This is a genomic window from Sphingomonas edaphi, from assembly GCF_003583725.1.
Classification (GTDB): Bacteria; Pseudomonadota; Alphaproteobacteria; order Sphingomonadales; family Sphingomonadaceae; genus Sphingomicrobium; species Sphingomicrobium edaphi.
This window is the reverse complement of sequence record NZ_QXTF01000002.1, coordinates 417,820-434,546: the sequence shown is the minus strand read 5'-3', so window position 1 is coordinate 434,546 and position 16,727 is coordinate 417,820. Positions and strand designations below refer to the sequence as shown.

The following is a 16,727-nucleotide window of genomic DNA, read 5'->3' as shown; positions in this document are numbered from 1 at the left end:
TCGGTGCGCCCGCGTATTGAACTTGCCGGCGATATAGGGACGTGTTTTCAAGCGACAAGGGCGATAGCTTGCCCTTACGGCATTGCCATCCCACCATTCACGTGGAGTGTCTGGCCGGTAACATATCCGGCTTCCTTCGACGCGAGATAAACGACAGCCGCTCCAATGTCGTCACCCGTTCCCATCGCGCCCGTCGGAATCTTGGACAGGATGGCTTCTTTCTGCGCATCAGTCAGTGCGTCGGTCATCGCAGACGTCATGAAACCCGGCGCGACGCAGTTGACCGTGATTCCGCGACTGGCGACCTCCTGTGCGAAGGATTTCGACATGCCGATGAGCCCCGCCTTGGAGGCAACATAATTGGCTTGTCCCGGGTTACCGGTCACGCCGACCACCGAGGTAATGTTGATGATGCGGCCGTGGCGGGCCTTCATCATCGGTTTCATAGCCGCACGCATTAGGCGGAACGCGGCTTCGAGATTCACCTTCAGAACGTCGGAAAACTCCTCGTCCTTCATGCGCATGGCCAAATTATCACGCGTGATTCCGGCATTGTTGACGAGGATGTCGATCCTGCCGAGCGCCTCCACCGCGCGCGGGACGAGTTGATCGACCTCACCCGGGTCGGACAGGTTGCAGACCAGCGTCGCATGGTCGCCGCCCAGTTCCTTCGCGAACGCCTGCAGCTTCGCTTCATTCGAGCCAGATAGCGCAAGTCGCGCACCTTGGACCGCCAGCGACTTTGCGATGGCGCTGCCAAGGCCACCGCTCGCACCGGTCACCAGCGCCGTCATTCCGGTAAGATCGAACATCAGGCGAGCTCCTTCGCAATCGCTTCAATATCTTCAATCGTGACCACGCTGGTCACCTTTGCATCCGGCGCGATGCGCTTAACCATTGGGCCGAGCACCTTGCCGCCAAGCTCGACGAATTCCTCGACGCCGGCAGCAGCCATGTTGGCGATGCTCTCCCGCCACCGAACCATGCCCGTCACCTGCTCGACCAGCTGGTCGCGGATGGTAGCGGGATCGGCCACCGGCTGCGCAGTGACATTGGCGTAGAGCGGGACAATAGGAGCACCGATCTCGGTCTTCGCCAGCGCGTCCGCCATTGCATCCGCAGCCGGCTGCATCAGGGGGCAGTGGAACGGCGCCGATACCGGCAGCGGCACGGCGCGCTTGGCGCCCATGTCCTTGGCCAGCGCAATGGCCCTGTCGATTGCACCCTTGTGCCCCGAAAGCACGACCTGGCTGGGATCATTGTCATTTGCGACCGTGCAGATTTCGCCCTCGGCCGCAGTGGCAGCAATCCGCTGCGCCAATTCAAGGTCGGCACCAAGCAGAGCGGCCATCGCACCTTCACCGACGGGTACCGCCGCCTGCATCGCTTGCCCGCGGAGTTTCAGCAGTTTCGCGGTTGTGGCGAGGTCAAACGAGCCCGCCGCCGCCAGCGCAGAATATTCCCCCAAACTGTGCCCCGCGACGAAATGCGCTGCCTTCTCAAGGGACAACCCACCTTCGCGCGTTAGTACGGTATAGACAGCAAGTGCGTGCGCCATGATCGCCGGCTGCGCGTTTTCGGTTAACTTGAGGTCGTCCTCCGGACCTTCGCGCATTAGCTTGAACAGGTGCTGACCCAGCGCCTCATCGACTTCGCCGAAAACCTCGCGCGCGGTGGCGCTTGCTTCGGCCAGCGCCGCGCCCATGCCGACCGACTGGCTACCCTGGCCGGGAAATAGAAATGCTCGCATCATTCTCCCCTTTGCGTCGTGGCGCGGTTAGGCCCGGGATCGTAGATTGCCAACCCCGCCCAACAGTGCAAAGCCCGCCGGAATGACCGACCAGCCCGACATTCTGCCGCCAGCACCTCCTCCCTCCAAGCGCCTTGGCAGCTGGATGAGCATGGCGATGGTCATAGGAACGATGATCGGATCGGGCATTTACCTGCTGCCGACCACGCTGGCGCCTTATGGCCCCAACCTGGTGATCGCCTTCCTAATCACCATTGGCGGCACAATGTGCTTGGCCGTTGCCTTCGCCAAGCTGTCGGCAAAAATCCCGGGCGGTCCATTCGCCTATGTGCAACAGGCGTTCGGCGAAACATCAGCGTTTCTTACTTTGTGGAGCTACCTCATCTCCCAATGGACCGGGGTCGCGGCCGTGGCGGTTGCCGTTGCCGGCGCCATGGGCCACGTCGTTCCGGGGGCAGCGTCCGGCACCGGCCTGACGATCGTTGGATTGGGTTCGATCGCTATCCTGACCCTCATCAACCTCACCGGCGCGCGCTCGGCCGGCTGGGTCCAGCTTGCTGCGACGCTCATCAAGGTCATCCCTTTGTTCGCGGTGGTGCTGCTGGTCGCGGCGCGGTTCGGCAGCGGCACGCCGGTCGAGCCACTGCAGAACGTACCCGTCACGCTAGGGGGCATTGCGGCCGCCGCTGCCCTGATGCTCTTCTCGCTGACCGGCTTCGAAGCAGCGACCGTGACCGCGAATGTGACTGAGGATGCCAGCCACACCGTGCCACGCGCGACAATTTTAGGCACGGGTTTTACAGGCATTATCTACCTCACCGCGACGGTCGCTACCTTGATGCTGTTGCCCAGCGTACTGGCCGAAAAGAGCAGCGCTCCCTTCGCGGATGCCATTGCGCCGATCATGGGTTCTACCGCCGGCATTATCGTCGCCGTCATTGCCGCGATCAGCGCATTCGGGACGTGCAACGCGCTGCTGCTGCTCTCGGCCGAGGTCGGGCAATCAATTGCCGGCGCTAACGACCTTCCCGCTCTGTTCCGCAAGACAAATGCGGCCGGAGTTCCGGTCGGCTCCCTGCTGGTCGGCGCCGTAGTGGCTGCCATCCTGGTTCTGGCGAGCACGTCGGAGAGTTTCGTCTCAGTCTATGTTTTCATTGCGCTGATTTCGACCGTTGCGTCGCTTGTCCTCTACGCCGTTTGCTCCGCCGCCGCGCTGAAGCTGGGCGCCACCGGCCGCTGGGCTGGGATCACAGTTATTGCCCTTATCTACTCTCTGGCGATGTTCGTCGGCGCCGGTTTGGAAGCAACGCTGTGGGGCGTTGCGCTAGCGCTCGTGGGCCTGCCGATCCGTTGGCTGTCGCGCCGCTTCAGTTCGACCGGGCCCAGCCCGGCGATGGCGGACGCTCCAGCCGCGCCTCGGGAATAAGCCGCCGCAGCTTCTGCGCGAAGCTTCGAAGCGATACTTCCGATACGCCCAAGGGGCCCGGGACATAGCTGGGGCTACCCATGCCTTCTTGCACGCGAGCGATCAGCTCGGTGTCCTCGGCATTCACCCGCCGGTTGATCCGCCAGTTGAGGTAGCGCGCCGCCTTCATCTCGCGGCGGTGGTCGGGCAGCGCATAGCTGATCTCGCGGATCACGCTCGTGGTGGCCGTAACTGGAAGCCACTGCATGAAGTCGACCTGGTCCGGATAAATGTCGAACGCGATACAGGGGAACAGCTTGTAATAAAGCCACTTGCGTCGATGGCTCTCCGGCAGGTGCGGAGTGTCTGGCAGCAGCCGCTGATAGGCGCGCTCCGACGGGTTACCGGACTCGTCCTCACGAAGGTCGCCCTGCATCCGGTCGACCCATTCGCCGGCCTCTACACCATAGCTTCTGCCGAATAGACGGGTCAGCCCGGGATGGCCGACCGGAATGTGTAAATGGTCGGAATAATTGTCGGCGATGGTCTTCCAGTTGAGCGCCCGGGGCCGAAGCGTCACTCGCCCGATCGCCCGCAGTTCCTCGAACCGGTAAGGCGCCACTTCCTCGTCGTACGGCGCCATCATCTCTGCGACGCTCGGCAGGCCCTCTTCCAGCCTAACAAACAGGAATCCCCGCCAACTTTCCAGCGCGACTGGCACGAGCCCAAGCTTATCCGTTTGCAGCCCGGGATACTCATGCCGGTGCATGACTCCGACCAGCCGCCCGTCGCGGCCGTAGCTCCACGCGTGATAGGGGCAGGTCAGCACCTTCGCGCACCCGCCTTCCCCGTCGACAAGGCGTGATCCTCGGTGGCGGCAAACGTTGGTAAAGGCCCGCACCTCGCCATCGTCTCCGCGAATGACGATGACGCTTTCGCCGAGATAATCGATCGATCGCCATTCGCCGGCACTGGCGATCTCGCTTTCATGGCACACGACCTGAGGCGACGCGCGAAGGAAGGCCTTCCTCTCGGCCTCGAAAAACTCGGGGTCGTGGTAAAGCCAGCCTGGCAGGCTGACGCCGTCGAGCGGATCGAGCGTCGGGGCGACGGACTTCAATGAGGTTGCCATCGCCAGAAAATGCCACCGGACGCCGCTCACGGCAATTGGCCCGCTGCGCAAATAAATGTATGCAATCTAGCGTAACGGGGGAGGCCAATTCCCATGCCGCTCTACATGGACATCCACACGGTCAGCGGGGCCAACGCGGAGGACGTTGCCAAAGCGCATATCTCCGATCTGGAAATCCAGGACCGTTACGATGTCGAATATTTGAAATACTGGTTCAACCAGGATTGCGGAAAACTGTTCTGCCTTGTCGAGGCGCCGTCGGCGGAAGCCGCCCGCTGCGTCCATGAACAGGCGCACGGCATGGTCGCTGAAAAGCTGATCGAGGTTGATCCGGAACTAGTCGACAGCTTCATGGGGCATTCCGCCCTCGACGCCGGTGGCGCCGCCTTAATCCCCGGCGCTGCGACGGGCCCACGTGATCCTGGTGTACGGACTGTCATGTTCACCGACATCGTCGGCTCAACTGAAATCACGTCGCGTTTCGGTGACGATGTTGCGCTCGCCGTGCTCAATGCTCACGACAAGATTGTTCGCGATGCTCTCGAGGCCAATGCCGGCAAGGAGGTAAAGCACACCGGCGACGGCATCATGGCGTCCTTCTTCTCCGCTGCCAGCGCCGTACGTGCCGCCTGCCAGATCCAGGCCGCGCTGCGCGATCACAATGAAGAGGTCGATCACCCGGTGACGGTCCGCATCGGCATTAGCGCGGGCGAGCCGGTAGAACAGAACGACGATCTTTTCGGCTCCACAGTCCAGCTCGCCGCACGCCTGTGCGCGCAGGCCGACCCGGGTCAGGTGCTTGTCTCGAACGTGATCGCCGACCTGTGCATCGGGAAGGGCCTAAAATTCGACAATGCAGGACCGCGCGACATCAAGGGGTTCGAGGCGCCCGTGCACACCCACTCGGTGCGCATCCTCTGCTAATCCGCTAGCCGTCGATATCCCAGCCGAGCGCCATTCGCCCGGAATATTCCAGCTGAACCTTCTCCTGCAGCGGATGATAGCGGGCAGCCTGTACATCCCTGAACGCCCGCTCGATGTCCGACGACCGGTAAAAGGCCGATCCGCCCGCGACCATCATCGCCCGCTCGACCGTCCGGATCGCTCCATTACCAACCAAGGTCCTAAGGCTAGTGACTTCATTGGTCGTATCGGGACCCGGCGACCCATGATCGGCTAACTCAACCATCCGTCCGTGCGCCAGCCGCGCGCCCCGAAGCGCATTGTCCATCTCGCCGACCAGAATCGGCAAGTGCCGGTCGGGCGGTCGCTTCCTAGCAGTCTCGACCGCCTTGTCCCGCGCGCTTTCGGCGACACCGACATAGGCGGAGTAGATCAACGGTAGCGCGATCATGCTGATGGCGTGGAACAGCATGTGCCATTTGCCCTTCGGCCGCCGGCCCGAAATCGCAGCGTCGGGCACGAACACGTCTTTCAGCACGATGTCGTTCGATCCCGTACCGCGCATCCCCATAACCCGCCACGTCTCGACATATTCGACACCCTCGCCCTTCAGCGGAACGGCGAAATGGAGAACCGTCGGCCCCACCTCGGGGTCGTCGTAAACAGCGCTGGTCACCAGCAGGTCGGCCGCGGGCGATCCGCTGGAAAAGGGTTTGCGCGCAGTGACCAGGAAGCCGCCCTCGGTCTTGGTGGCTGTACCGCCGCTTTGCAGCCAATCGGAGCCCCCGCTCGATACCAGCACACAGCCCTCGGCGACTTTGCGCAGCAGCGGCTCCGTAAGCGCACCTTGGTGAGTTAGGCGCCACGCGGCCGTCCCAACGAGGTGGCTGTGCATGGAAAACGCCAGCGCGGTCGAACCGCAGACCTGCCCGATAATCCGGATCGCCTCGCAGATTTCGCCGATCGAGGCGCCGTGCCCGCCGAGGCTTACCGGCACCATCGCTTTCAGCAAGCTGGCTTCCTTAATCGCCGCATAGCCTTCGGAGACAAAGCTGTCGTCCTCGTCGTGGGCCGTGGCATGGCCGCGGACAATCCCGGCTACATCCCGGGCACGCTCCGCCCAGTCGATCGGAGTCGTCATAGCCGCATTGGCCGCCGATTGCCCTCGCCGGTCAAGTCCCCGCGCGGCTTGCCTTTGGAACCACTTTCCGGCATAGGGCCGCCAGCCGCCGGAGCCAGTCTTCGCGCGGCCTTAATGTTTGAACGACAGCCGGAGGGGCGTCTCGCATGGTGCGGGCGTCAGCGATCGGCCAACATAGGTGCATAAACATGCCGCTTTACGAGCATGTTTTCCTCGCGCGCCAGGACCTTGCCCAGGCACAGGTCGATGCGCTCGCGGAAAACGCCACCAAGATTATCGCCGACAACGGCGGCAAGGTGGTCAAGACCGAAACCTGGGGCCTGCGCGGCCTCGCTTACAAGATCGCCAAGAACCGCAAGGCGCATTATGTCATGCTCGACATTGATGCCCCGGCTCCGGCGCTTGCCGAACTGGAACGCCAGACCGGCATCAACGAAGATATCATCCGCTTCATGACGATCCGCGTAGACGAGCACGAGAATGGCCCTTCGGCCATGATGCGCAAGTCAGACCGCGGCGAACGTGGTGAGCGTGGCGATCGGGGCGACCGTGGCCCGCGCGGCCCGCGCCGTGAGCGCGAAGAAGTGGAGGCTTAATCCATGGCACGTCCGTTTTTCCGCCGCCGCAAGTCCTGCCCCTTCTCGGGCAAGGACGCCCCCCGCATCGACTATAAGGACGTTCGTCTGCTGCAGGGCTTCGTGTCCGAGCGTGGCAAGATCGTCCCGAGCCGCATCACCGCGGTGTCGACCAAGAAGCAGCGTGAGCTGGCGAAGGCGATCAAGCGCGCCCGCCACATCGGCCTGCTTCCCTATGTCGTGAAGTAAGGAGAGCTAGAGATGGAAGTCATCCTGCTCGAACGTGTCGAGAAGCTCGGTCAGATCGGCGACGTCGTCACCGTCAAGAACGGTTTCGCGCGGAACTATCTGCTGCCGAACAAGAAGGCCCTGCGCGCCAATGAGGCGAACAAGAAGGTCTTCGAAGCCAACCGTGCCAAGATCGAAGCCGACAATGCGTCCAAGCGTTCGGATGCCGAAAAGGCGTCGAAGGACGTCGACGGCAAGACCGTGCAGCTGATCCGTCAGGCGTCCAACACCGGCCAGCTTTACGGTTCGGTTTCGGCCCGCGACATCGTCGAGGCGCTGGAAGCTGAAGGCGCCAAGGTCGCTAAAAGCCAGGTCGTGCTCAAGGCGCCGATCAAGGCTATCGGCATGCACGAGGTGAAGGTCGCTCTTCACCCGGAAGTCAGCGTGACCGTCAAGGTCAACGTCGCCCGCTCGCCCGAAGAGGCCGAGCTGCAGGCGCAGGGCGTCGACGTGATGGCGTCCATGTTCGAACGCGACGAGGCTGGCTTCACCGAAGCCTATGATCCAAATGCGGAGCCTGGCACCATTGCCGAGGCTGACGAAGCGGAAGCCGTTCCGGCTGAAGCTGCCGCAGAGGGCGAAGAGGCCTAAGGCCCTTTCCTTCGACCAAGAAATCAGCCGTCGGGCCCGGTGCCCGGCGGCTTTTTTCGTGTCCGCCTAATCGGCTCGTCGCAAAGGCCGCTTGGACCTCACCGCGCCCGATGGCGCAATTCCGCCGTTGCGATTGTCGGCTTCCCGACATGGTCCTCGACTGGTCGCAACGCCTCCGTGACGAGGGGAACGGCCGCCCCGACTCCTTGGTTTATCAGGGCAGGAGCGTGGGGTCAGATACGGAGGAAATGCAGCATGGAAAATCGCGACAACCAGAACCCCAACACCGCCAGTCACTCCGACATCAGCAAGTCGCAGCAGCAGCAACAGCCTTCCTCTACGCACTCGGATCGCCAGCCGGAATCGGGCGAGGGCAGCCAGGCTGAATTCGACAAGTCGCAGCAATCGCCGGCCGGTCAGTCGGACCAGTCGAGCACGGCCCAGTCGGGCTTCGGTGAAACCGCTACGCAGCAGCGTAGCGACGTGGAAGGCTCCTCGCTCGGCAAACAATCGACGGGCGAAGCAGGAAGCGGCTTTGTCGGCTCGCAGGGCTCGCAGGACACGAGCAGCGAACTCGTTAATAAGGATGACGACCAATCATTCCGCAAGGACGGCCAGGGCGCTCCCGACGGGAAGTAAGTCTTAACCGCTGAAAGTTGGGCCGCGTCCGGTTAGCCGGGCGCGGCCTTTTCTTTGCCCGTTACCTAGCGAGGAACGCCATCTCGCGCTCCACGAACCGCGCGAAGCTCGGGCGCGCGAGAATGGCCTTGGTATAGGCCGCCACTTTGGGATGCCTTGCCTCGTCGATGTCGACCTTCATCAGGCGCAGGTTGGCAAAGGGGCTAGCCACCGCCAGGTCGGCCAGCGTCAATCGGCCGCCGACCAAATACCCGCTGTCCGGGATGACGCCCTCCAGATAATCGAGCAAGGGCGGGAGCTCGTTGCATTCGGCGGCATCGGCCGCCGCCAAGTCTCCTTCCCGCCCCAGGAAACGCGGCGCAACAACGCGATTGAAGAACATCTTCGCGCCGCAAGCAAACAGGATAGTGTCGGCCCATTCGTCAAACCAGATGACCCGCCCCCGCTCGCGCGGGTCAGCGGGGACCAGTTGCGGCTCCGGAAAGCGCGCTTCCAGATAGTGGATGATCGCGCTGGAATCGGCCAAACCATAATCGCCGTCGACCAGTGCCGGCATTTTCCCGAACGGGCTGGCAGCGCGAAACGCGGGGTCGGGATCGCCCATGCCTACGGGCTTCATTTCCAGCTCGATGCCCTTCTCGGCGGCATAGGCAGCAACCTTGCGGACATAGGGCGACATGGTCGAACCGTAGAGGATCATGGCCGATTGCCTTTCGTGGAGCATTAACGAATCCGATAATAGTCTGCGACGCGGTCGAGGGCGAGGCCGCGTAGCAGCTGTTCCCCGCACTGGCCCGCGAGGGTCATTTCCGCGTCGCGTATGCCCTCGCCGCCCGCCCCGTTCCCGGTTCGGCTGCAACAATTGTCGGGTTCACCCTCCGCCCTGCTCTCTCCATCCGGCTTTTGAGTCAGATTGGCTTGGCACAGCAGCAAAACTGTAGGAGAGGATGAAACCACATTGGTTCGCGTACTAAAGGAACCCCGTTCATGATCACTCGCATCCGGGAAGTGCGCCGCGCGCGCGGAATGACGCTCGACGATGTCGCAAAGGCGTGCAGCCCGCCGACGACGCCACAAACTATCGGCCGCCTGGAAACCGGCACGCGCACCGTATCGGTGGGCTGGCTGAACCGAATCGCATCGGCGCTTGGCGTCGATGCCGCGGATCTCGTGGACCACCCGGACCGGGCAGAGCTTCCTGTCGTTGCTGTCCTCGGAGCCAATGGCACTACAGCCCCGAAGCGCCATGCCCTGGTCGTTCCGCCCAAGGTCGGCCCGGGTCAGATCGCCATGACCGTGTCGGCCAGCATCGGCGATTACCGCGCCGGCGACGAAATCTGGTGCGAACGGCTTGAAGCGGAAGATTACGGCCGCGCGCTGAATCGCGACGTCGTCCTGCCCCGCCCGGCCGGCCGCTTTCTTTTCGGCCGCCTGATCGGCCGCGAAGACGGCAAGCTCCACCTCCTGCCTCTGGGTGCCGGCGGCCGCCAACAAGTCGTCACCGACCCGCCTTGGATCGCGGTCACGGTGAAGTTAGTCCGGGCGTTATAACGGCGACATTTGTGCGGCAGCTCTTGCCCAACTGCACTTTGCGTGGCATCGGCGCGCCTCCGCATGTGCGGGCGCTTAGCTCAGTTGGTAGAGCATCTCGTTTACACCGAGAGGGTCGGCGGTTCGAGCCCGTCAGCGCCCACCATTAACGTCGTGAGCCAAGCCGGCATCGTAGTCGGCGCCAATCCCTAAGTAATGCAGCCTCAGCGCCTTAAGATCAGACGCCCTGCGGCAATTCGCCGCCGCCAGCGAACGGTTCCATATATGGCCCGATCGCTGGTGCTTCCCATCCGGCGGTGGCGCAGAATCCGCGGTTAAGGAAGGCCGTCTTTCCATAACGCAGCGGCTTGCCGTCCAGCCCGTCGACACGGCCTCCTGCGCCTAGAAGCACGGCATGTCCCGCCGCCGTGTCCCACTCGCTCGTGGGCGACAGCCGCGGATAAATGTCCGCCCGTCCTTCGGCGACGATGCAGAATTTCAGCGACGAGCCGACGGAGACATGATCGCAAAGCCCGATCGCCTCCGCCAGATAGTCCGCCGTCGCCTGCGTAAAATGGGACTTGGAGGCAACGGCCGCCCGTTCCTCGCGAAGTTCCCTCGTCCGGATAGCCACGCGGCCCGAGCCATCCTCGAGGAACGCGTCTTCTCCCGCTATGCCTGCCCAAAGCTTGTCGCATGCCGGCTGGTAGACGACGCCCAACCGCGGCTCCCCATCGACGATCAGGCCGATGTTCACGGTATAGTCGTCCCCGCCGCGCACGAATTCCTTGGTTCCATCGAGCGGGTCAACGAGGAAATAGATATCGTCATGCTGCGGAATTCGCCCGGCCGCGACCTCTTCCTCAGCGATCACCGGCACGCCCGGCGCCGCTTTGGCGAGCGCCTTCAAAATGATCGACTCCGCCGCCCGGTCGCAGACCGTGACGGGAGATTCGTCCATCTTGGTTTCCACCTCGAAACCGCGTTCGACCAGCTTCAGTATTTCCGCCCCGGCGGCCCGGGCGGCGTCGACGCAGGCATTGAGAAGAGCTGCTTCGTCCTCGATCAACGCGGCGCCATCCTAATGCCGCCGTCAAGGCGGATCGCTTCCGCATTGAGGTAGACATTCTCGACGATGAAACAGGCGAGCCGCGCATATTCTTCGGGCATGCCGAGCCGCTTGGGGAACGGCACCTGGGCGCCCAGCGCGTCCTGCACATTAGGCGGCATCATCGCGACCATTGGTGTCTTGAACACGCCCGGCAGGATCGTATTCACCCGCACCCCATCATTCATCAAGTCACGAGCGATTGGCAGCGCCATACCCAACACGCCACCCTTGGACGCCGAATAGGCCGCCTGGCCGATTTGGCCGTCCTGCGCCGCCACGCTGGCGGTGTTGATGATAACGCCGCGCTCGCCGTCTTCCATCGGCTCGGCCGACACCATCCCGTAGGCCGAATTGGCGATGCAACGGAACGTGCCGACCAAATTGATGCCAATCGCCAGCTCAAACTGGTGCATCGGGTAACGCTTCAGCTCGCCCGTCGCCTTGTCCTTGCCGACAGTCTTCACCGCATTGGCGACACCCGCGCAGTTCACCAGGATTCGCTCCTGTCCGTGCGCGGTCCGTGCCTTCTCGAAAGCCGCCGCAACCTTCTCGTCGCTCGTCACGTCGACCTCGCAAAAAATGCCGCCAATCTCGGCCGCAACCTTCTCACCTTTCTCGATGTCTCGATCGAAGATAGCGACCTTGGCACCCTTGGCGGCAAGCGCTCGCGCGGTTGCTTCGCCCAAGCCCGATGCGCCGCCCGTGACGACTGCGGGAGTTCCGTCGATCTTCATGCGTCTTCCTTCTCGATCCTGGCCAGCAGTGCATCCACCTGCACCTGTCCGCCTGCGTTTGCGTTCAGTTCTGCGACCACGCCGTCGAACGGCGCTATCAGCCCATGTTCCATTTTCATCGCTTCAAGGGTCAACAAACGTTGCCCTTTTGCAACCTTTTCGCCCTGCGAGACGTCGACACTGGTCACTTTCCCCGGCATCGGTGCAAGGATCGCTCCGTCTGCAACGCCATGCCCAACGCTGCCACGCGATGCGCGGTCGAATTCATAGGCCTGGCCTTCGTAAAAGGCGACGACGCGCTCCTCGTCACGAAAGCCCGATACTGCCGCCAACGGCTTTCCATCGTCGAGCGCGATTGTTCGAAATGTCCCACCGCTCCCCAACGCGACGCTGCGGTTGGGGGCGGCATTGAGGCGGAAGCCGGCCATTTCTCCAAACGATTCCTCGTTGCCTACAGCAACAGAAATGGCCGCGGCGCCTCGCAGGATGTCCTCGTCCGGCTCCGGATCAGGCACCAACTCGACTAGCTTGCGCTCAATGAAGGCGGTATCGATCCGGGCGGCCCCAAAATCCTCGTCCAGCAAGGCGTTGAACAGGAAACCGGCATTGGTCCGGACCGGCCAGACCTCGACCTCGTCCAGAATCCCCGCAAGCTCGGCGATCGCTTCTGCGCGGTCGTCCCCGGTTGCAATCAGCTTGGCGATCATCGGATCATAGAAGGACGAGATCGCGTCACCTTCCCCAACGCCAGTCTCGATGCGGCCACCGACACCCAGGTCGAAATGCTCGAGTCGCCCGACGCTTGGCAAGAAGCCTTTCGCCGGATCTTCGGCGTAGAGCCGTGCCTCGATCGCCCAGCCATTGATCGACAGCTCGTCTTGCGCCTTCGGCAGTTTCTCACCGCTGGCGACGCGCAACTGCCATTCGACCAAGTCTTGACCGGTGATCTCTTCGGTCACCGGATGCTCAACCTGCAGGCGCGTGTTCATTTCCATGAACCAGATACGATCGGCGCGCAGGCCGTCGCTCGCGTCGGCGATGAACTCTATCGTTCCCGCACCTTCATAGTTCACCGCCTGCGCCGCTCGCACTGCTGCGCCGCACACGGCCTCGCGCGTCGCCTTGTCCATGCCGGGCGCCGGCGCTTCCTCGATCACCTTTTGATGACGCCGCTGCAGCGAGCAATCCCGCTCAAATAAGTGGACCACGTTGCCGTGGCGGTCGCCGAACACCTGCACCTCGATATGGCGAGGCGAAAGGATGTATTTCTCCAGCAACACCACATCGTTGCCGAAGCTGCTGGCTGCCTCGCGCTTGCAGCTTTCAAGCGCGTCGATGAAATCCTCGGCCCGATCGACGCGGCGCATGCCCTTGCCGCCGCCGCCCGCAACCGCCTTGATTAGAATCGGGTAGCCGATCGTCGCGGCCTGTTCGGCAAGGAATGCCGGGTCCTGGTTTTCGCCGAGGTACCCAGGCGTTACCGGAACGCCCGCTTCCGCCATTAGCGACTTGGCCGCATCCTTCAGGCCCATTGCGCGGATGCTGTCCGGTTTGGGACCGACCCAGATGAGTCCCGCGTCAATCACCGCTTGGGCGAAATCAGCATTCTCGCTGAGGAAGCCGTATCCCGGGTGGATTGCGTCCGCCCCGCTTTGCATAGCCGCAGCGATAATCTTCTGACCGACGAGGTAGCTTTCACGCGCCGGCGACGGTCCGATGTGCATCGCTTCATCCGCCATGCGGACGTGCAGTGCCTTGGCATCGGCATCCGAATAGACCGCAACCGTGCGCACCCCTATCTCTCGCGCGGTGCGGATGATCCGGCAGGCGATCTCGCCCCGGTTAGCGATGAGCAACGACTGGATCACTCGGCGGCCTCCATCGCGCGCATCGGCTCCGCGGCCTCCATGGGCTTCAGCCCTAGCTTGGCGAACATCGCGGCGTCGGCGCTGTCGCCTGCGTTGGCGGTGGTCAGCAGCTTGTCCCCGGTGAAGATGCTGTTCGCTCCGGCCACGAAGCAGAGGGCCTGTGTCGACTCACTCATGCTTTCGCGCCCGGCCGACAGGCGGACCATGGATTTTGGCATAGCGATGCGTGCAACCGCCACGGTGCGAACAAACTCGATATCGTCGATCATGCGCTCTCCAGCGAACATGTCGCCCAGCACAGTGCCCTTGACTGGTACCAACGCGTTGATCGGCACGCTTTCTGGATGGCGCGGCAAAGTTGCGAGTGCGTGGATGAACCCCACGCGATCCTCACGGCTCTCACCCATCCCGACGATACCGCCGCAGCACACGCTGATGCCCGCAGCCCTCACTTCTTCAAGCGTGTCCAACCGCTCGCCAAACGTTCGGGTGGTGATGATTTCGCCATAATGTTCTGGCGAGGTGTCGATGTTGTGATTGTAATAGTCGAGGCCCGCTTGCTTAAGGCTGCGTGCCTGCTCGCCGGTCAGCATGCCAAGGGTCATGCAGGTTTCCAGGCCCATCGCCTTCACCCCTGCCACCATCTCGCAGACCTTGCCCATGTCGCGGTCCTTGGGCTCGCGCCACGCCGCGCCCATGCAGAAGCGCTGGGAGCCATGCGACTTGGCCTCCGCCGCCGCTGCGAGCACGGCATCGACATCCATCAGCTTCTCGGCCTTCAGCCCAGAATTGGCATGCGCTGACTGCGAGCAGTAACCGCAGTCCTCCGGACAGCCGCCGGTCTTGATCGACAGCAGGGTGCAAAGCTGCACCTCTTCAGCCGCATGGTTGGCGCGGTGAATCTCGGAGGCGCGGAAAACGAGCTCTGTGAACGGAAGGTCGAAAAGCGAAGCGATCTCGTCGCGGGTCCATTCGGTGCGTGTCATTGACCGGGACATCCCGTGGTTCGGCTCGAAAAGGTAATATTCATAATTTTCCACGTGTCGTTTTGGCGCACCATGTCGAAATGGTCGGTGCCACAGCTCACGATCTTGCCGTCCCGCTCGATCGTGAACGGCGCCCAGACGAGCGCAATATCACCGTCCATTTCGATCGCCGGTTTGGTAATGCGCTCCTTGAAGCCATTGCCGGGCTTCATTCGCGCGGCATATTCGGTCCAGCTCGACAGGCGAAGGCCGGTTGCGCCACTCGGCAGCGTACCGACAGCCGTAACTCGACCTTCGGGATAGACATGGCGAAGTAGCGCTGCCGAGTCCTGCTTCTCGAGCGCCCGAAATGTCTCGTTGATCGGCGCGAGCACGGAGGCTTCATCGAAATCGGGCGCGGGCATCGGTCCTGCCGGAGGAAGTCGATCAACGGATTGAAGGGCGATAGCCAACAGCATGTCAATCATGGTCATCACATCCTGAACACGCCGAACTGCGGGTGTTCGGGTATCGGAGCGTTGAGGCATGCCGCAAACGCCAGCCCCAGCACGTCGCGTGTTTGCGCCGGGTCGATGATACCGTCATCCCACAGCCGCGCGGTCGCGTGCCAGGGATTGCCCTGTGCTTCATAATCGTCGCGGATCGGTTGCTTGAAGGCTTCTGCCTCGTCCGGCGTCCACTTGTCGGCGTCACGGTGGACGGTGGCGAGCACGGATGCGGCCTGCTCGCCGCCCATCACGCTGATGCGGCTGTTGGGCCAAGTAAACAGGAAGCGGGGCGAATAGGCCCGCCCGCACATGCCGTAATTGCCCGCACCGAAACTGCCGCCGATCAATATGGTGACCTTGGGCACGCTCGCGGTGGCGACGGCGGTGACCAGCTTCGCGCCGTGCTTGGCGATACCCTCGGCTTCATATTTTCCGCCGACCATGAAGCCAGAAATGTTCTGCAGGAACAGCAGCGGGATGCGCCGCTGGCAGGCGAGCTCAATGAAGTGTGCGCCCTTCACGGCGCTCTCGCTGAACAGCACGCCATTGTTAGCCAGGATCGCGACCGGCATTCCCCAGATGTGGGCAAAGCCGCACACCAGGCTGCTTCCAAACAGCGGCTTGAACTCGTGGAATTCCGATCCGTCGACGATCCGAGCGATGATTTCATGCACGTCATAAGGCGCGCGGACGTCCTCGGGAATGATCGAGTAAAGCTCTTCCGTATCGTAAAGCGGTGGGCGCGGCTCGCGCGGTTCGATGCCCGCCCCGGTCTCGTCCCCCAGATGGCTAACAATATCGCGGACGATGGTCAGCGCATGCTCATCATTTTCCGCCAGATGATCGACCACGCCGCTCTTGCGCGCATGAAGGTCGCCGCCGCCCAGTTCCTCGGCACTGATCTCCTCGCCCGTTGCGGCCTTCACAAGCGGCGGCCCGGCAAGGAAGATGGTGCCTTGGTTACGGACGATGACACTCTCGTCGCTCATCGCCGGGACGTAGGCCCCGCCGGCAGTGCAACTGCCCATGACGCAGGCGATCTGGGCGATGCCTTTCGAACTCATCTGCGCCTGATTGTAGAAGATGCGGCCAAAATGGTCGCGGTCAGGAAATACCTCTGACTGATGCGGCAGGTTCGCGCCCCCGCTATCAACCAGATAGATGCACGGAAGCCGGTTCGCCTCCGCAATCTCCTGCGCGCGCAGGTGCTTCTTGACCGTCATCGGATAATAGGTGCCACCTTTCACCGTGGCGTCGTTGGCGACGATCATCGCCTGCCGCCCGGCCACCCGTCCGATCCCCGCGATCATCCCCGCGCCGGGTACTTCGCCATTATATAGGTCGCAGGCTGCCAGCTGACCGATCTCGAGAAAGGGAGAGCCGGGATCGAGCAGCCGCTCCACCCTGTCGCGGGGAAGCAGCTTGCCACGGGACACATGACGTTCCCGGCTTTTCTCATTGCCACCCAGTGCGGCCGCCGCAACGTCGGCACGTAGCTGCTCCGCAAGCGCGCGATTATGCGCAGCCCGGGCGCGCGATTCGTCGCTGTTGAGGTCGAGCTTGCTGTCGAGGCGCGGTGCGCTCAT

Annotated in this window: 18 protein-coding genes and 1 tRNA gene; 8 read left to right on the top strand and 11 right to left on the bottom strand. The window is 62.8% G+C overall.

The window, feature by feature from the left end; all coding sequences use genetic code 11:
- Window positions 1–74 precede the first annotated feature (74 nt).
- The gene (fabG, locus tag D3M59_RS09035; RefSeq protein ID WP_119533301.1) at window positions 75–812 is read right to left on the bottom strand and encodes a 3-oxoacyl-[acyl-carrier-protein] reductase; all 738 of its coding nucleotides are present in this window, start codon (window positions 810–812) and stop codon (window positions 75–77) included.
- Window positions 812–1,750 (bottom strand): ACP S-malonyltransferase, encoded by a 939-nt coding sequence (gene fabD, locus D3M59_RS09030; RefSeq protein WP_119533375.1) that lies wholly within the window; start codon window positions 1,748–1,750, stop codon window positions 812–814. The genes fabG and fabD overlap by 1 nt, the downstream gene beginning before the upstream one ends.
- Window positions 1,751–1,832: 82 nt before the next feature.
- Between fabD and D3M59_RS09025 the strand changes: the two genes are divergently transcribed.
- Window positions 1,833–3,176 carry an APC family permease gene (locus D3M59_RS09025; protein WP_119533300.1) on the top strand — a complete coding sequence of 448 codons (1,344 nt, stop codon included), beginning with the start codon at window positions 1,833–1,835 and terminating at the stop codon, window positions 3,174–3,176.
- Here the strand turns inward: D3M59_RS09025 and D3M59_RS09020 are convergent.
- Window positions 3,118–4,287 carry an aromatic ring-hydroxylating oxygenase subunit alpha gene (locus D3M59_RS09020; protein ID WP_119533299.1) on the bottom strand — a complete coding sequence of 390 codons (1,170 nt, stop codon included), beginning with the start codon at window positions 4,285–4,287 and terminating at the stop codon, window positions 3,118–3,120. The two genes, D3M59_RS09025 and D3M59_RS09020, sit on opposite strands and share 59 nt — an antisense overlap.
- 93 nt (window positions 4,288–4,380) lie before the next feature.
- Here D3M59_RS09020 and D3M59_RS09015 point away from each other — a divergent pair, with 93 nt between their 5' ends.
- The gene (locus D3M59_RS09015) at window positions 4,381–5,211 is read left to right on the top strand and encodes a nickel-binding protein (RefSeq protein ID WP_119533298.1); all 831 of its coding nucleotides are present in this window, start codon (window positions 4,381–4,383) and stop codon (window positions 5,209–5,211) included.
- Between the two features lie 4 nt (window positions 5,212–5,215).
- Here D3M59_RS09015 and D3M59_RS09010 read toward each other — a convergent pair whose 3' ends face one another.
- Entirely contained in the window at window positions 5,216–6,331 is a 1,116-nt protein-coding gene (locus tag D3M59_RS09010) for an acyl-CoA dehydrogenase family protein (protein WP_119533297.1), read from the bottom strand.
- A 188-nt stretch (window positions 6,332–6,519) separates the two neighbouring features.
- Here D3M59_RS09010 and rpsF point away from each other — a divergent pair, with 188 nt between their 5' ends.
- The 4 genes from rpsF (at window position 6,520) to D3M59_RS08990 (ending at window position 8,424) form a co-directional block, all read left to right on the top strand.
- Complete coding sequence (gene rpsF, locus D3M59_RS09005) at window positions 6,520–6,927, top strand: 30S ribosomal protein S6 (protein ID WP_119533296.1); 408 nt, start codon at window positions 6,520–6,522, stop codon at window positions 6,925–6,927.
- A gap of 3 nt (window positions 6,928–6,930) precedes the next feature.
- Entirely contained in the window at window positions 6,931–7,155 is a 225-nt protein-coding gene (gene rpsR / locus D3M59_RS09000; protein ID WP_119533295.1) for a 30S ribosomal protein S18, read from the top strand.
- 12 nt (window positions 7,156–7,167) lie between these two features.
- Window positions 7,168–7,785 (top strand): 50S ribosomal protein L9, encoded by a 618-nt coding sequence (gene rplI, locus D3M59_RS08995; protein ID WP_119533294.1) that lies wholly within the window; start codon window positions 7,168–7,170, stop codon window positions 7,783–7,785.
- Window positions 7,786–8,040: 255 nt separating this feature from the next.
- Window positions 8,041–8,424: a hypothetical protein gene (locus D3M59_RS08990; RefSeq protein ID WP_119533293.1), complete on the top strand. Its 384-nt coding sequence runs from the start codon at window positions 8,041–8,043 to the stop codon at window positions 8,422–8,424.
- Between the two features lie 61 nt (window positions 8,425–8,485).
- Here D3M59_RS08990 and D3M59_RS08985 read toward each other — a convergent pair whose 3' ends face one another.
- Window positions 8,486–9,124, bottom strand: a complete 639-nt coding sequence (locus tag D3M59_RS08985; RefSeq protein WP_119533374.1) for a glutathione S-transferase family protein — start codon at window positions 9,122–9,124, stop codon at window positions 8,486–8,488.
- 287 nt (window positions 9,125–9,411) lie between these two features.
- On the opposite strand from D3M59_RS08985, the gene D3M59_RS08975 reads away from it, so the two are divergent.
- On the top strand, window positions 9,412–9,975 hold the full coding sequence (locus D3M59_RS08975) for a helix-turn-helix domain-containing protein (protein ID WP_119533291.1): 564 nt from the start codon (window positions 9,412–9,414) through the stop codon (window positions 9,973–9,975).
- A gap of 69 nt (window positions 9,976–10,044) precedes the next feature.
- Window positions 10,045–10,120: transfer RNA gene (locus tag D3M59_RS08970), tRNA-Val, on the top strand.
- A gap of 72 nt (window positions 10,121–10,192) precedes the next feature.
- Here D3M59_RS08970 and cysQ read toward each other — a convergent pair.
- Genes cysQ through D3M59_RS08940 form a run of 6 tightly spaced genes read right to left on the bottom strand, consistent with a single transcriptional unit; the run spans window position 10,193 to window position 16,727 of the window.
- Complete coding sequence (gene cysQ / locus D3M59_RS08965; protein ID WP_119533290.1) at window positions 10,193–11,023, bottom strand: 3'(2'),5'-bisphosphate nucleotidase CysQ; 831 nt, start codon at window positions 11,021–11,023, stop codon at window positions 10,193–10,195.
- Complete coding sequence (locus D3M59_RS08960) at window positions 11,020–11,799, bottom strand: SDR family NAD(P)-dependent oxidoreductase (RefSeq protein WP_119533289.1); 780 nt, start codon at window positions 11,797–11,799, stop codon at window positions 11,020–11,022. The genes cysQ and D3M59_RS08960 overlap by 4 nt, the downstream gene beginning before the upstream one ends.
- The gene (locus D3M59_RS08955) at window positions 11,796–13,667 is read right to left on the bottom strand and encodes an acetyl/propionyl/methylcrotonyl-CoA carboxylase subunit alpha (protein ID WP_119533288.1); all 1,872 of its coding nucleotides are present in this window, start codon (window positions 13,665–13,667) and stop codon (window positions 11,796–11,798) included. Before D3M59_RS08955 ends, D3M59_RS08960 begins: the two co-directional genes overlap by 4 nt.
- Window positions 13,664–14,653 (bottom strand): biotin synthase BioB, encoded by a 990-nt coding sequence (gene bioB, locus D3M59_RS08950; RefSeq protein WP_233543206.1) that lies wholly within the window; start codon window positions 14,651–14,653, stop codon window positions 13,664–13,666. The genes D3M59_RS08955 and bioB overlap by 4 nt, the downstream gene beginning before the upstream one ends.
- Complete coding sequence (locus tag D3M59_RS08945) at window positions 14,650–15,126, bottom strand: nuclear transport factor 2 family protein (protein WP_158581985.1); 477 nt, start codon at window positions 15,124–15,126, stop codon at window positions 14,650–14,652. The genes bioB and D3M59_RS08945 overlap by 4 nt, the downstream gene beginning before the upstream one ends.
- Complete coding sequence (locus tag D3M59_RS08940) at window positions 15,126–16,727, bottom strand: carboxyl transferase domain-containing protein (protein WP_119533373.1); 1,602 nt, start codon at window positions 16,725–16,727, stop codon at window positions 15,126–15,128. Before D3M59_RS08940 ends, D3M59_RS08945 begins: the two co-directional genes overlap by 1 nt.

Coding starts and splice junctions, on each gene's coding strand:
- D3M59_RS08985 (WP_119533374.1), bottom strand. CDS start 9,124: ATGATCCTCTACGGTTCGACCATGTCGCCCTATGTCCGCAAGGTTGCT.
- D3M59_RS08990 (WP_119533293.1), top strand. CDS start 8,041: ATGGAAAATCGCGACAACCAGAACCCCAACACCGCCAGTCACTCCGAC.
- D3M59_RS08975 (WP_119533291.1), top strand. CDS start 9,412: ATGATCACTCGCATCCGGGAAGTGCGCCGCGCGCGCGGAATGACGCTC.
- bioB (WP_233543206.1), bottom strand. CDS start 14,653: ATGACACGCACCGAATGGACCCGCGACGAGATCGCTTCGCTTTTCGAC.
- D3M59_RS09010 (WP_119533297.1), bottom strand. CDS start 6,331: ATGACGACTCCGATCGACTGGGCGGAGCGTGCCCGGGATGTAGCCGGG.
- rplI (WP_119533294.1), top strand. CDS start 7,168: ATGGAAGTCATCCTGCTCGAACGTGTCGAGAAGCTCGGTCAGATCGGC.
- fabG (WP_119533301.1), bottom strand. CDS start 812: ATGTTCGATCTTACCGGAATGACGGCGCTGGTGACCGGTGCGAGCGGT.
- D3M59_RS08945 (WP_158581985.1), bottom strand. CDS start 15,126: ATGACCATGATTGACATGCTGTTGGCTATCGCCCTTCAATCCGTTGAT.
- rpsR (WP_119533295.1), top strand. CDS start 6,931: ATGGCACGTCCGTTTTTCCGCCGCCGCAAGTCCTGCCCCTTCTCGGGC.
- D3M59_RS09015 (WP_119533298.1), top strand. CDS start 4,381: ATGCCGCTCTACATGGACATCCACACGGTCAGCGGGGCCAACGCGGAG.
- D3M59_RS09020 (WP_119533299.1), bottom strand. CDS start 4,287: ATGGCAACCTCATTGAAGTCCGTCGCCCCGACGCTCGATCCGCTCGAC.
- fabD (WP_119533375.1), bottom strand. CDS start 1,750: ATGCGAGCATTTCTATTTCCCGGCCAGGGTAGCCAGTCGGTCGGCATG.
- D3M59_RS09025 (WP_119533300.1), top strand. CDS start 1,833: ATGACCGACCAGCCCGACATTCTGCCGCCAGCACCTCCTCCCTCCAAG.
- D3M59_RS08940 (WP_119533373.1), bottom strand. CDS start 16,727: ATGAGCGCACCGCGCCTCGACAGCAAGCTCGACCTCAACAGCGACGAA.
- rpsF (WP_119533296.1), top strand. CDS start 6,520: ATGCCGCTTTACGAGCATGTTTTCCTCGCGCGCCAGGACCTTGCCCAG.
- D3M59_RS08960 (WP_119533289.1), bottom strand. CDS start 11,799: ATGAAGATCGACGGAACTCCCGCAGTCGTCACGGGCGGCGCATCGGGC.